We start from the raw sequence: 15511 nt of genomic DNA, 5'->3' as shown, positions 1-15511 counted from the left end.
GGTTTAAGGTTCTTTTAAGGTTGAGGTAATGTTATTTCTACTTAATGATGCTATAATATATATTAGTATAGTTTTATTATTCTTAAAAATTATACTAATTAATTTAGCAGTCTCCAATAAATAGTTCTGATATTGTTAAATTATAAACATTTATTAATGAAAGGAGTTTAGATAATATGTATAAAATTAAAAATGCTATCCCTAATGTCCTTACATTAAGCAATTTAGGTTGTGGAGTTATGTCTTTGCTTATGACCTTAGATGGAAATTATATTTTAGCAAGCTTATTCATAATAATGGCAGGCTTAGCTGATAGGTATGATGGTAGGGTAGCAAGAGCATTAAATGTATCTAGTGAAATAGGCAAAGAGCTTGATTCTCTTAGTGATTTAATATCATTTGGTGTAGCACCTGCACTTTTAATATTTAATTTATATAGTTTTAAATCAATGGGACTTCTAGGTTACATTGTGTTATTAGCCTTTCCTATAGCTGGTGCTTATAGACTTGCAAGATATAACATCTCTGACTTTGATGGTGTATTTAAAGGCATACCAATAACCTTTGCAGGTATACTAATAGCTTTATTTGTACTTGTTACAAAAGCTAGATTTATGAATCCATCTATAATTGTAATATTAGCAGCAATCTTATCTTATCTTATGGTAAGTAATATAAAATTCCAAAAAAGATAATTATTTGTTTACTTATATTTGCTCAAAATAATATAAGTAACAAATAAAAAACTATCTGTAAAGTTTACAGATAGTTTTTTATTTGTTACTTTGTAAAAGCTTTTCATATCTTTATTTATTAAACTTTGAATTTTGAAACTGATTCTAAAAGCTTGTCTGAATTTTTGCTAACTCCTTCTGCACTTTCAACTATTGCCTCAGAGTTTTCTCTTACCATTAGAGCCTTTTCAGATATGCTAGATGTATTTTCTGCTCCTTCATAGGAGGTGTGAGTTATATCTTCGATGACCTGTAAAAGACTATTTTGGGATTCTTCAATTAATTTTAGCATAGAATTAAAATCCTGCATTGTAGTAGATACATAATCTGCATCCTTACTGTATCCTTGTCCAATACTTACTAGATTCTCATAATCTTTTATAACCTTATTATTTATAAATTCTAATATATCTGAAGAAGACTTCGTAAGTTCTTTTACCCCATCTACAACCTCAAAGGTAACGGCTTTAATCTTGGATACTGTTTCATTTGATTGTTCTGCAAGATTTCTAATTTCTTCAGCAACAACTGAAAAGCCTCTACCAGCCTCCCCGGCCCTGGCAGCTTCTATAGCTGCATTTAAAGCTAAAAGGTTGGTTTTTGATGATATTTCTAATATAGTTTCTGAAAAAATATTTATTTGTTCTACAACCTTAGATTTCTCCATAGCATTTTCTAAAGTTTCTTTGCTCTTTTCATATATTTCATAAGATTCTTTAGATGAAATTTCTGCATGATTTCTTATATTTTCTGCTCTTTCCCTTATTTCATCTGATTGTTTAACTCCTATCTCAGTCTTCTTAGATGAATCTTCTATTATCTTAGCTATTTCATCTGCTGATGAATTCATTTCTTCTGTAGCTGCAGCTGTTTCTTCCATACTAGCTGAGAGCTCTTCAGTACTAGCACTCACATCTAATATCTCATTATTTAATGACATCATGGATTCTGTTATATTTCCCACATTGTTTTTCACAGATAATGCGTTTTCATTAACTTGTAAGATTATACATCTAATTTCTTGAATAAACCTATTTAAACTAGAGGCAAGATCCCCTATTTCATCTTTTGAGGTTATGTCTATTGTTTTAGTAAGGTCTCCACCACTACTAGCTAGTCCATCTAATTCTTTTTGAAGGAGATTAATAGGTCCTGTTACAGATCTAACCACTATGTATATGGCAATAAAACCTATTATGAATGCTATAAGTGTACCTAAAATCATTACAGTTTTAGCTTTTACTTGCCAACTATTCATATCATTTATTTTAACATCTAATTTATCTTTTTCTACTTGTACAAGTTCCTTTGAAATACTCCTTATATCATCCATACTTTTTTTACCTTGTTTTGTACTCATAAAGTATGCAACTCTATCTGGAGGGAGTTCATTTGAATTAACCTTATTTCTTATTCCCATTAAAGCTTCACCTTCTCTTACAATCCAGCTATTCACAGAAATATTAAGACTTGCAAGTCTTGTTTGTTGCTCTTCGTCTCCTTCAGTTAATTCAATTAATCTATCCAAATGTTCCTTTACTTCTAATTTTCCATTGTTAAATGGCTCTAGGTATTCTTTATCACCAGTTATACCGTATCCTCTAATACCCGTTTCCATATCTACAATACTTGTGGTAAGTAAATCTGCTTCTCTTATAATTTCATAAGTATACATGTTCTGGTTTATTTGTTTATTTGTTTTAACGTTGCCATCATAGGCTATAATAATAACAAATGACATAATTAGCATAACAGTTATAAGACCTATTGTAATTTTGCTTTTGATTTTAATATTTTTCATCATAATAGTTTAATCTCCTTCTGTTATATTTTGCTTTTAACACTATGTTAACAATTTTGGATATACTTTTCAATACTTTTATTTTATATCAGTACAGATTATATGTATTTCTTTTGAATTGTTTATATATATATTAACCCATGTTATACTTAACTTATATTTAATTACTTATATATTGAGGTGTAGTATATGTTAGACAGTTTTTTTATTAATATGGTAACTTTTATTTCCTTCCTCTTTTTTAATGGTATGATAATCCCCAAGCTATCCTTTAAAAACAAAAATTTAGATAGCGTAATTTCAGGGGTAACCTTCGGAATGCTTGGCCTAGTATTAATGCATTTTAGCATTTCACTCAAAAATAATACCATAGTAGATTTAAGACATCTTGCTATTATTATGTCCTTTATTTATTCAAATCCCATATCTGGTTTTATAACTACAGTTATAATTATACTTGGAAGATTGTTTATAGGATTTAATTCTACTAGCATTATAGCATCAATAATCACACTAATATTGTCTTTAGTTTGTTATTTAATATCTACTAAAAAGATAACTAGCCTAAAAAAAATTCGATATGCCAATATATCATCTTTAATTTTAATATTACTATCGCTTATACTTAATTTAAAAGATAATAATGAAGTACTGAAATTATTTCCTTTTCACGTTTTATTTTCTACACTATCTTTGTTTTTAGCATACTTAATAGCTGAATACATAAATAATTATAATTCCACTTATAACAAACTTAAATATACCTCATCTCAGCTAGACTCCTTATTATCAAATCTTAATTCAGGAATATTAGCTCAAAATGATCATGGTAAAATAACTTATTCAAATTTAGCACTTATTGATTTATTCGGATTAGATTTGTCACCTAAATATTTAGTGGAAAAAAATGAAAACTATTTCATGGATATTATTAAGTATGAGTTTTCGAATCCTACTTATTTTATTAGTACTATGAGCAAAGTCAAATATAATAAAACTCTTTTTATTAACAATGAGTTTTATCTAAAAGATGGTAGAACCTTAGAAATAGATTACATTCCTATAAATATGGATAACCAATACAAGGGTCACTTTTGGAATTTTAAAGATGTGACCATAAGGAAGAACATAGAACTAAAATTAAAAACCTTGTCTGAAATAGATGGACTTACAGGTATATCGAATAGAAGAGTTTTTGATGAAAATCTATCTCTTTTCTTTAAGCAGTGTAAAGATAGCAAGACCTATTTATCTTTAATAATGATGGATATAGATTATTTCAAGCTTTACAATGATAATTATGGTCATCTTGAAGGAGACCAATGTTTAAAAAAAGTTGCAATGCTGATAAACGAATTGACAAAAAACACACCTTTTTTAGCTGCCCGCTACGGTGGAGAAGAATTTGTAATATTAATGCCCCACAGTAATGATGATGCAGCATTAATTATTTCTAATAGTATTAAAAGTTCTCTAGAATATCTAAGTATTCCTCATTTATATTCTAAAGTCACTCCTATTATCAGTTTAAGCATTGGGATATCCTCAATACTACCAAATGATAATATAACTGAAGATTCTTTAATAAAAATGGCTGATGAAGCTCTTTATCTTGCTAAAAGAAATGGTAGAAATCAAATTCATATATTTAAATAATTCTTCATATAGTTGATATCAATAACTCATATTTATAAAACCTAATCCAGAAATACTATTACATTGAACCTTTTCAATGTAATTTGTGATTACTTTATGATCTTTTATTCTACCCTACAAAAAACACTCTATAAAGTAGAACTTTTCAAAATTCTACTTTATAGAGTGCATTTTAAACCTATATTAATTTTTTAATTATAATTTAAATGAGCTTTTTAAAGAAACTATTCTATTTAAAACCAATTTATCTTCATTACTCTTTTCGTCTACATTAAAGTAACCATGTCTAACTAATTGAAATTTATCTTGAGCTTTTGCATCTTCCATAAATGGTTCAACAAATCCATCTAATATTTCCATAGAATTTGGATTTATTTGTTCTAAGAAATGCTTTCCTTCAGCTCCTTCTTCATCGTCTAATATTAAAGGCTCATATAGTCTAAATTCTGCCTTCTTAGCCATCTTAGCATCTACCCAGTGTATAGTTCCTTTTACCTTTCTCCCTGTGAATCCACTACCACTCTTAGTTTCTACATCATAGGTACAATGTATCTCAGTTACATTTCCCTCTTCATCTTTTATAACATCATTACACTTAACAAAATAAGCACCCTTTAGTCTTACCTCATTACCTAAGTATAATCTATGATACTTTTTTGGAGGGTTTTCCATGAAATCATCTTGATCTATATAAATTTCGCTTGAAAAAGGCACCTTCCTTATTCCTGCTTCAGGGTTATCTCCATTATTTTCTATATCCAGCATTTCTACTTGGTCTTTAGGATAATTTGTTATTATAAGCTTTAAAGGTTTTAGTACTGCCATAGTTCTTGGAACCTTAGGCATTAAATCTTCTCTTATAAAATGGTCTAACATTTGAGAGTCTACAAGACTACTAGCTTTAGCAACTCCAATGGCTCTACAAAAGTTTCTAATAGATTCAGGCGTATATCCTTTTCTTCTAAGCCCCGCTATGGTAGGCATTCTTGGGTCATCCCATCCATCTACAATCTTTTCATCAACTAATAATTTTAGTTTTCTTTTACTCATTACAGTGTTTGTAATATTAAGCCTTGCAAATTCTATTTGTCTTGGCACACTTTTCATTTCACATTCTTTTACTACCCAGTCATAAAGAGGTCTGTGATCCTCAAATTCTAGGGTGCAAATTGAATGAGTTATTCCTTCTATAGCATCTTCTAATGGATGCGCAAAATCATACATAGGGTATATACACCATTTATTCAAAGTATTATGATGACTAGTGTGAGATATTCTATATATTATAGGATCCCTCATATTCATATTTGGAGAGTCCATATCTATTTTAGCTCTTAATACCTTTTCTCCATCCTTAAAATCTCCATCTTTCATCTTCTCAAAAAGATTTAAGTTTTCTTCTACTGATCTATTTCTATAAGGGCTTTCTTTTCCAGGTTCAGTTAAGGTTCCTCTGTATTCTTTCATCTCTTCTGGTGTTAAATCACAAACATAAGCTTTACCTTTTTTAATAAGCAATTTAGCTTTATCATACATCTCTTCAAAATAATCCGATGCAAAATATAGTTCATCCCATTTAAATCCAAGCCATTTCACATCATCTTTTATTGATTCTACATATTCTGTATCCTCTTTAATAGGGTTTGTATCGTCGAACCTCAAATTTGTTTTTCCTTTAAACTCGTCTGCAAGTTCAAAATTTAAAACTATTGATTTTGCATGACCTATATGTAAGTATCCATTAGGTTCTGGTGGAAAACGAGTTACTATTTCTTTATGCTTTCCTGAATCTATATCTTCTTTTACTATGTTCTTTATAAAATTTGAAGTATTATTATTAATCTCCACTTGTGACCATTCCCTTCTTAGTATTCTATTACCTTTTTAATTTAATTCAGCAATTAAAATAAGATCATCTATCTATATACTATATCATAAAAATTAAACTCATCTCATATTTCACTTCTATTTTAAATATTCTTATATAATATAGGCTTAATCTTATTTAGACTAATTCAATTGGTGGAGATAGGGGGGATCGAACCCCCGACCTTTTGAATGCCATTCAAACACTCTCCCAAACTGAGCTATACCCCCATACTTTTACCTTATCTCTAATTATAACATTTTAACATGTCACGAATTAAAATAATTTAACTATACCTATTATATAGTTATTAGGAATAAAAATCTAGTCTATATTGAATTGTGGCTACTTATCTAGAAACTAGGCAATTACATATAATTACCTAGTTGACCTTTAATATTTATTTCTTTCCTCTTTTTTTCTTAGTAAAGAAGAAGTATCTAAGGTTTTAGATTTTTCACTTAAATTTTGTTTTTTATTATCTTTATTAGTATCAATATCTTTTTTATTATTTTCAGTTTCATCTAATGTATTAAAATTTGATTTAACAAAGTCTTTATTAGATACCTTTTCTAACTTACCCTTAATAGTATCTTTATCTTCATTATTAATGTTTTTCTTAAAACTCTTTTTTGATTTTTTATATTGTTTACCTGTTTTTCCCTTCACTTTAAATAGCTTGGTATTTAAATTTAATCTTCTATACGCTATATCTATGATAAATAAAACAAGTGCCATAGATAAAAGTATATTGCTTAAATCTATTCTACTCCATACAGATTCTAAGCTGGAATTAAATATTTCATCAGAAGATTTTACAAAGGTACCTTTAGTCTCCTCTACTAGCTTATCTAATGCTCCTTTATCTTTAAAAAACTTATATTCAGGAGAATATTGCATAGCAATAGTGGTATTTTGACTATTAATTACTTTTTCGTCTTCTATCTCTCTTATATTTAAACTATAAAAGCCTGTTTCCTTAAGATCTAAAACCCCAGAATACTTCCCAGGTTTTGTAACTTCTAAATACAAATCCGATTTTTCGCCTTTTTCACTAGTTACTAAAGCATTCACTTTTTGGCTTTCCCCTTTATTTTTTGTTTCGTATTCTATAAATGCCTGCTTTCCAGTAATATTAACGCTTATAATTCCTTCTCCATCACCATAGCTTTCTATAGACCAGTTAAGTATATTCTGCCATAACTTAGTGGTCTTATTCCAGCTAGATAAATTTTTACTCCATCTTCCAGCCATATCAGAATTCCATGCAACAGATCTTCCAAGTCCATACTGCCAGGCTGTAAGTATAGGATCATCTTCATCTGAAGATAGTATTATACTAGAAGTTTCTTTTGCTGAAGATCCTACATACCCAAGTAGAGTTGGAAACCCATCCTTTGCAACTCCATTTAATATATTATGAGGGCTAGTTAATTTTGGCGTAAACTCCCTATTGTTTAAGTATGACTTCGATGATAAAAAGATCTCTTTTGCAAATATACGTGGGATATCTGTGTATATGTCCGTATGATAGCTTCTTCCTCCACCAAGGCTTGCTAGGTTCTGTAGTAAAGTTTTATCTGCATCTGATCCTACTGACACTGTAGATAAGGTTATCTTTTCATCATTACCAGTACTAAGTACATCTTCGTATTGATTAAACCCATCCTGTCCGTCTGTAAGGAGTATAATATGCTTTATCTTTGCATCGTTATTTTTTAATCCATCATAAGCTTCCTTTAGTGCTGGATAAATACTTGTTCCACCATTAACATCTATACCTCTTATTTTACTTTTTATATCCTCTTTATCCTTACTGTTTTTAATAGGTACTACCCAGTTAAATGAATCATCAAAGGCTAAAACTCCTATATCATCTATAGGTCTTAATGTTTCTACAGCTTTTTCTGCGGCCTCTTTAGCTAATGCAAGTTTTGTTATATTCTCTCCGCCACCCATACTTCCAGAATGATCTATTACAAGAGCTAATGCCATTTTAGGTATTTCCTTTTTACCACGCATATCCATGTAAACCGGAAGTACCTTTTCAAAAGGTGTATTTAAATAGCCTCCTAAAGCAAAAGAATCTTCTCCCCCTGTAGCTATAAAAGATCCGGCATATTCCTTAACATAATCCTCTAAATTATCTACAAACCCCTTATTAATATCATCTATATGTACATTAGCAGTAATTATAGATTTAAACTCTAGCATTTCCTTAAGGTTTCTTGGTGCTTCTTTTGAATTTATCTTACTGTAATTCACAGAAAGCGTAGAAAATATATTTTCTAATTCTTTTCCTTCTCCATCTTTACTTTCAATTAATAAGATTTTTGGTTTTTCTTCTGCGTTAGTAAATGTAAGATATTCATTATTCTTTACTTCACTGTCTAAAGTGGGCTCAATTACTACCTTATAACTTTTAAAGCCTCCCGAGTCTTGAATATCTTTAAAAACAAAGTTATTTTTTCCTTTTTCAACATCTACACTTTGCTCTGCCTTTTTAGTTCTATCTGAATATAGCGAAACCTTAGCAGAAGTTTTTACATTGCTTTCTATTGTTATAACTACTGAAAATTCATCACCTATATTTATACGTTCTGGTATACTTACCTTATCTACGTATACTTCAGGCTTTTCACTTTTATTTACTTTATAAACCTTAACCTCTACATTTTGAGTCTCTAATGATGAAGCTGTTTTAAGTAAACTTCCTTTATTTTCTTCACCATCTGTTATAATTACTAGTCTTTTAGCACTTTCTTCTGGAAAAGTTAATAAAGCTTTTGTAATAGCATCCTCTATATTTGTAGAAGTTGATGTAGAAAGTGGTATGTCTGAAATACCGTTAAATGCATTTCCCTTTGAAAAAAACTTTTCTAAAATTGTTCCATCTCCAAAAACCATAACCCCTGCCTTATTCTTTTTAGGCATACTTTCAATAGATTCCTTTATAAATTTTTCGCCTTCCTCTTTAAATTCTTTATTTGATTCTGAAACGTCAAATAAAAACAACGTTGAAGTATCTTTTATATTTAATTTAATAGTTATGCCAGAAAGAGCTAAGCATAATAATGTAAATATTATTATCCTAGAAATGGCTGCTAATGTATTCCTTTTTCTAAATGTTTTTAAATCTTTAAATGTGTATATAACAATTGCTACAAAAACAGGTATGAGGAGTAAAAATATAGGTCTTATTATCTCTAAGTTCACTAATTTCTATTGGTTAAGAAAGCATTAAAACTTAACCATACTCTCCCTTCTATCTTTTTAGATCTAATCTTTGCTTTTTCCTAATATCCCTTTAAATATAAAATCCACTCAATAAAAATAATTATTAAAGATAGTATTATTAAATATACCCTAAGGTTTAATCCACCTTTTATAGATTTGTTTTCTTTTAAATTATCTATTGATTTGTTTTCTTCTTCAATGTTTGACTCACTATCTGTTGGAAAGTTTACTGTAAATGATGTTTTTATACTTTCCTCATTTATGTTTTGAACTACCTCATAAATTCCTATAATATCTGTTCCTCTATATGGCTTTAAAGGAAACCTTAAATCTATAATCTCCTCTTCACCTTTAGGATTTGTGATCTTAACTGCTTCACCATCTACTCTAGCATTTATCTTAACCTCTTCTCCTGATTTAAAGCTATATTTATCTAACATTCCATTATCTAAAAGTCTTCCTACTACATTATGAATTAATATAGGAAATTCAGCTTTAAGTGTCAAATCTGAGTTATGAAGATCAAAGCCTAAAACCCCTACAACCTTTCCATTATAATTCCCTATGAATCCTAGGCTGTCTTCTTCTACCCTTAAAAATTCCTCAGCCCAATTTGGTTTTTCTATTTCCTTATAACTTTTAATAGCAAATTTCAACCCTTCAGTATACTTACTAAGGCTACTTTTAGTTACTACTCCATCCCCTCCTTGAAGCTCTTCTTTAACATTAAATATAGAATTACTTTCAGGATTTATAAGAAGTAGATTTCCGCCCTTTGGAATGTTTGTTGGTGTTATATTATCGAATATATAAAGATCATATTTATCTTCTTTATTTATATTTGATTCTTCATTTGTCTTATAAATATCTATACTAGGTATAGTTTGCAAAGCTCTTTCTAGAAATATATTTTTTTCTGTAACAAGAAGAACCTTTTTCTTATCTTCATTCAATACCTTTTCAAATATAAAATTATCTTCTTTTATGCTATCTTCTTCTGTAAGTTCTGCTTTAAGTATATCTCCTTTAAAGTATATTTTATCAAAGAGAACATTTTTACTTTCTTTTGGATTTAAAGTTATAGATTTTATATCTAAAAGTTTCTCATCCCCATATAAAGCTACATCAGAAGTGTATTCATAGCTTCCCCTATTAGTTACCTTAACTAGTACCTTAAGTTCTTCTTTATTTTCACTATAAGAAAGAAAATCTAATGATGCATTACTTGACTTTTGTGTTAAATCAACTACTTTACCATTTATGTCTTCTATATCTAAAGCTTTATCAGTGAAAAATATAGCTTCATAGCTTTCGCTTTCCTTGGTTAATGCTCTTATAATAGCTAAACTGTCCTCTATATTTCCACTTACAGACTTTATCTTTATAGATTTCACCCTATCTTTTGCTAAACTTTTATCTTTAGAACTAGAAAGCTCTATAGAAGGCTTTTCTGCTACATTTATTATTGTAACTTCTGCATCTGTATTTATAGAATCTATGTACTCTTCAGCACGTCTTTTAGACTCTTCAATTCTTGTAACATCCCCATAGGTTGCAGTCATACTACCAGTGCTATCCATTACTATTATTATATTTTTATAATCACTACCCATCATAGATAAAAATGGGTCTGTTAATGCAAAAGTTAAAAATAGTATAGTTAAAAGTTGTAGTAAAAGCATTATATTATATCTTAATTTTTCAAAAGGAGTAGATACTTCAACATTCTTATATACTTCTTTCCATAAAAACGTACTTGGTATAATATGATCTTGTGACTTTTGTTTCAAAAGATATAAAAATATAAGTAAAGGGATAAAAGTCAAAAATATAAGTGGCCATGAATTTACAAATTTCATACTCTCACCCCTATCTTTTATTTATTAGTCCTTGAACTGTTAAATCTTTAAATACTATCTTCTCAATAGAATCTTCAGAACTTATAGGTACATAAGTTGCGCCATACTTAGTTGCTATGCTATTAATATCTTCTTTAAAGGTTAATAGCTTCCTTTCATAGATATTTAATATTGAAGGATTTAAGTTTACTCTAACACTTTCATCACTTTCAGAATCTAATAAATTTAGATTTCCATTTAACGTAGGGTAAAGCTCTTCTTTTGATAATACATGAATTAAAATTACCTTTTGCTTTTTATACACCAAATACCTTATAGATTCCTCTAAAGATTCTTTATGAAAGAAGTCAGATATCAAAATAGATACCCCTTTTCTTTTTGGTCTAAAATCTTTTATAGCTGAATATATACTATTTGTGCCTTTAAATTCTATTTTTGAAAGCTCCCTTAATAAGTCTTGTAATAAAGGCTTACCTGCTCCAGATTTTATATTGCTTAACCCTTCACTACTTATTAAATTTACACAAACCCTATCAAGATTATTTAGTATTATATATGAAAGTGCTCCTATTATCTTAAGGGCTTCATTAGACTTTTTATACTCACCAAAATCCATAGACTTACTACTATCTATAAAAAAGTTAAATTCAGCTTCCCTCTCTTCCATAAATAACTTTATAAATAATTTTTCAGATCTAGCATAGGCATTCCAATCTATACGCCTTATGTCATCTCCTGGTGTGTACTCTCTAAAATCCGAGAACTCTAGGGATGTACCTTTTGAATTTGATTTTCTTCCTCCCTTATTACCAAGGCTTAATCTCATATTTAGATTTATATTTATATTTTGTAATCTTTTAAAAAAATCTTTATCAAATAAATCATAGTCCATATTCTATACTACCTTTATTTCTTCTAGGATACTTTTTATAATATCATCTGGATTAATCCCTTCAGAAAGTCCTTCAAAGTTAAGAAATATTCTATGCCTTAAGGATGGATATGCCACTATCTTTATATCTTCAAAGGATACATTAAATCTACCTTCCATCATAGCCCTAACTTTAGCAGCTTTAAATATAGCTTGAGCTCCTCTAGGGCTTGATCCTATGCTAATATACTTTTTAGTAACCTCTGGAGAATTCTTTAATTCTGGGTGCGTTGCTAAAATTAGTTTTAAGGCATATTCAGAAACTGCATCAGATATAGGTATTTCTTTTGTAATCTCTCTTATACTAAGTATATCTTCTGCATTTAATATGGCATTAATTTTCACCTTTTTATTTGTAACAGTTATATCCATTATTCTTTTTAATTCTTCTAAAGAAGGAAACTCCACAAATACCTTAAACAAAAACCTATCTAGTTGTGCTTCTGGAAGAGGATAGGTGCCTTCCATTTCAATAGGATTTTGAGTTGCTAAAACCATAAATGGTTCTGATAACTTATAAGTATTTTTACCTACAGTTACAGTCTTTTCTTGCATAGCTTCTAATAATGCTGACTGAGTTTTAGGTGTTGCCCTATTTATTTCATCTGCTAAAACTAAGTTCGCAAATATTGGTCCCTTTTCAAATCTAAATTCATTTGTATCATTTTCTTTAACTATCATGTTAGTTCCTACCACATCAGAGGGCATTAGATCTGGAGTAAATTGTATTCTTGAAAAGGAAAGATCTAATACCTTAGATAAGACCTTCACAAGTTCAGTTTTACCAAGCCCTGGAACACCCTCAAGTAGTATATTCCCCTCACTTAAAATACCTACTATAACTTGCCTTATTATATCCTTTTGTCCAATTATGCCTTTGGATATTTCATCTTCACAAGACTTTATCTTATCTATAACCTTATCTATATACTCTTTATTCAATTCCATTATTTCACCCCATATTATTGTAATCCTTCAAAATAGCTTTTTATTATATCTTTTAATGCTTCCGGTATTGTTAGATTATTGACACTATCATAGGCCTCTTTAGTATAATCTCCTATTACTTTATCATAATTTATAGATTCTCCTCTTTTTTCTATACCTTTATCTGAATCTACTGTTTGTGATGAAGAATTGTTATTTTTGTTTCCTGTAAGATTTTCGTCATTTCCTTCATTTCTATTTGGAATAAATACCTCTTCTTTATTTAAAGGAGTGCTAGTATCAGTTTTATTTATACCGTTCTTGCTTCCTTTATTAAACCCTTCACCTTTTCCCTTTTCACTACCTTGACCTTCCCCATTACTCTTACCTTCTCCTTGGCCTTCACCAACGTCTTCGCCTTGACCTTTTTCCTTGCCTTCACCACTTTGTTCCTTCTTTTCACCCTTATTATCACCCTTTGAAGCTGTTCCTTCTGTTTCATCCACCAAAGATTTTAAGGCTTCACTAGTTTTCTTTTCGTTTTCATCACTTATATTTCCCTCTTTAACATCCTTTGATATATCTCTTAAAGCTTCCTTTAAATCTTCATCATCAATATTCAAAGAAGCCTCTTTAAGAGACCTAGATATTTGACTTTTTTCTAAATCGCCTAAAGATGATACACTGCTTTTAATATCTTTTAACGCCTTATCTATGCCTTCTTTATTCTTATCAGCTAACTGCTTTGAAAGGTCCTCCATAAATTTATCTTCTGAAAACTTATCCGCTAATTTATTTAAATCTTTATTAGCCTTCTCTTTTCTTTCCTCTTCCCCCTTGGGGCTTATATCCTTTTGGACATTTCTAAGTATCTCCTGCTTTTCCTTACTAAGACTAGGATCTTTAGCTTCTTTTTCAAGCTTTTTATCTAATCTTTCTAAAGATTTTTCTATATCTTTTTCTGTTTTTGCAGTTGTTATTTCTTTTTCTGTCTTTTCTAAGACTTCTATTATCTTTTTCTTTTCATCTTCACTAAGTTTATCTATTTTTTGTATAACCTTTTTTTGTTCTTCTATTTTATTTAAAGTTTCTTTCTCAAACTTTTTAGTTATTTCTATTTCTTTTGCTAATGTTTTAGCCTCAGTTTTTATAAACATTCCAAGAGAAGATATCACTACTAAAGATATTACCATTATAACTTTTTTCTTTTCTATTATTATAGGAATCTTCTCTTTTATATTGAAAGACTCTATAAACCTTGCAGTATCTTCTTTTTGAAGACTATAAACTCTTTTTTCTTTACCTATACTTTCTAAGGCGGTAGATAATCTTTCATCCAAGCCTTTGCTATCTATTATAAGTGCCTGTTTTTCCTTGTTTGGGAGCCTTATCATTGAATATATAAAGCTTATACATACACCTATTAACAAAATGGATATATAAATAACTTTAATTTTATATATTGGAACAACTAAAGACATTAGTGATGGTATACTAGACACTATTAATGTTATTATAAGGCCTATAACAAAGTCATTTAAAAATAAATTTAACTTAAGCCTTTTTGAGGCCTTCTTAAAAAAGTTTATTATCTTTAAATCTAAGCTACTCATATCTTACTCATTCTTTTCTTATTATATCTTTTTATAGGATTTAATTTCCATGCAGATAAAAAAATCAATATTACAGACATTATAACCTCAACTATGCAGTTTATTATCCAGGTATTTGCATATTGACTAACTGTCCTTATTCCAGGGATTCCTCCCCCACTACCTATTTGATTAGACACAAGTGAAATATATCCCCATAAAGGATTAAGATATAAATAAAATGGTGCCGAAAAGTTTTGTAATGTTGATTGTCCTATAGATACATATTTTAAATTTATATATTGAAAATATATAAATGTTATAAATAATGTACCTAATGTTAAGAAAAGTCCCACAGCGTAAACCACAACATTCGATACCCTAGAACTTTTAAAAAAGGTCGATATGAAAATTGAAATACCCCCTACATACAATGCAGTTACTAAATAAAATATTGTAATCTGAAATATATGCATAACACTTACTCCACCAAATAAAAACACCAAGGAAAATACTGGTATAGTTGAGATGATAAGTAGTACGACTTTACTTAAAGATGCCACAAGCTTTCCTGTTACTATAGACAATGGAGACATCTTTGTTGAGAGAAGTATGTCTAAAGTCTGCCTTTCTCTTTCACCTGAAATTGCTGATGCGGATAAAGAAGGTACAATAAATAATATTAAAACTAATTGTAAACTTTCAATAGCCATATACAAAGTTGGCAATTCTTCATACCTTGCTCCACCATAAGCCATGTTTTTTAAAAATGTTCCAAAAGTAATTACCGCAACGGAGGATAATACGCCTACATAAATAGCAATTAGCACTCCTATTCGCCATGTTCTTACAGTAGTTTTTGCTTCTTTTCTAAGAACTGGATTTATATTTATTTTCATAATAGCAC

General features: G+C 29.3%; 10 protein-coding genes and 1 tRNA gene. 2 read left to right on the top strand and 9 right to left on the bottom strand.

The features are described 5' to 3' along the window. Positions 1-176: 176 nt before the first annotated feature. Positions 177-695: a CDP-diacylglycerol--serine O-phosphatidyltransferase gene (gene pssA / locus BV55_RS0110495; protein ID WP_029452778.1), complete on the top strand. Its 519-nt coding sequence runs from the start codon at positions 177-179 to the stop codon at positions 693-695. Between the two features lie 118 nt (positions 696-813). On the opposite strand, the gene BV55_RS0110490 is transcribed toward pssA, so the two are convergent. Next, positions 814-2538: a methyl-accepting chemotaxis protein gene (locus tag BV55_RS0110490; protein ID WP_051652487.1), complete on the bottom strand. Its 1725-nt coding sequence runs from the start codon at positions 2536-2538 to the stop codon at positions 814-816. A gap of 246 nt (positions 2539-2784) precedes the next feature. Here BV55_RS0110490 and BV55_RS15150 point away from each other — a divergent pair, with 246 nt between their 5' ends. Then, positions 2785-4191 (top strand): sensor domain-containing diguanylate cyclase, encoded by a 1407-nt coding sequence (locus BV55_RS15150; protein WP_207640794.1) that lies wholly within the window; start codon positions 2785-2787, stop codon positions 4189-4191. A gap of 195 nt (positions 4192-4386) precedes the next feature. Here the strand turns inward: BV55_RS15150 and BV55_RS0110480 are convergent, their stop codons facing one another. The 8 genes from BV55_RS0110480 to BV55_RS0110445 form a co-directional block, all read right to left on the bottom strand. Continuing rightward, positions 4387-6039, bottom strand: coding sequence for a glutamine--tRNA ligase/YqeY domain fusion protein (locus tag BV55_RS0110480; protein WP_029452775.1), 1653 nt, complete (start codon positions 6037-6039; stop codon positions 4387-4389). A gap of 172 nt (positions 6040-6211) precedes the next feature. After that, a tRNA-Ala gene (locus BV55_RS0110475) sits at positions 6212-6288 on the bottom strand. 163 nt (positions 6289-6451) lie between these two features. Further along, positions 6452-9274, bottom strand: a complete 2823-nt coding sequence (locus tag BV55_RS0110470) for a VWA domain-containing protein (RefSeq protein ID WP_029452774.1) — start codon at positions 9272-9274, stop codon at positions 6452-6454. 80 nt (positions 9275-9354) lie between these two features. Beyond that, on the bottom strand, positions 9355-11154 hold the full coding sequence (locus tag BV55_RS0110465) for a vWA domain-containing protein (protein WP_029452773.1): 1800 nt from the start codon (positions 11152-11154) through the stop codon (positions 9355-9357). 10 nt (positions 11155-11164) lie between these two features. After that, positions 11165-12046 carry a DUF58 domain-containing protein gene (locus BV55_RS0110460; protein WP_029452772.1) on the bottom strand — a complete coding sequence of 294 codons (882 nt, stop codon included), beginning with the start codon at positions 12044-12046 and terminating at the stop codon, positions 11165-11167. A 3-nt stretch (positions 12047-12049) separates the two neighbouring features. Then, a complete protein-coding gene (locus BV55_RS0110455; RefSeq protein ID WP_029452771.1) occupies positions 12050-13033 on the bottom strand; it encodes an AAA family ATPase in 984 nt (327 codons plus the stop codon). A gap of 14 nt (positions 13034-13047) precedes the next feature. Next, the gene (locus BV55_RS0110450) at positions 13048-14625 is read right to left on the bottom strand and encodes a hypothetical protein (protein WP_029452770.1); all 1578 of its coding nucleotides are present in this window, start codon (positions 14623-14625) and stop codon (positions 13048-13050) included. After that, on the bottom strand, positions 14622-15503 hold the full coding sequence (locus BV55_RS0110445; protein WP_051652485.1) for an ABC transporter permease: 882 nt from the start codon (positions 15501-15503) through the stop codon (positions 14622-14624). The genes BV55_RS0110450 and BV55_RS0110445 overlap by 4 nt, the downstream gene beginning before the upstream one ends. Positions 15504-15511 lie beyond the last annotated feature (8 nt).

The organism is Clostridium algidicarnis (genome assembly GCF_000703125.1).
Lineage (GTDB): Bacteria > Bacillota > Clostridia > Clostridiales > Clostridiaceae > Clostridium_L > Clostridium_L algidicarnis.
Note: the sequence above shows the minus strand (reverse complement) of the source record. Positions and strands in the feature narration are given on the sequence as shown.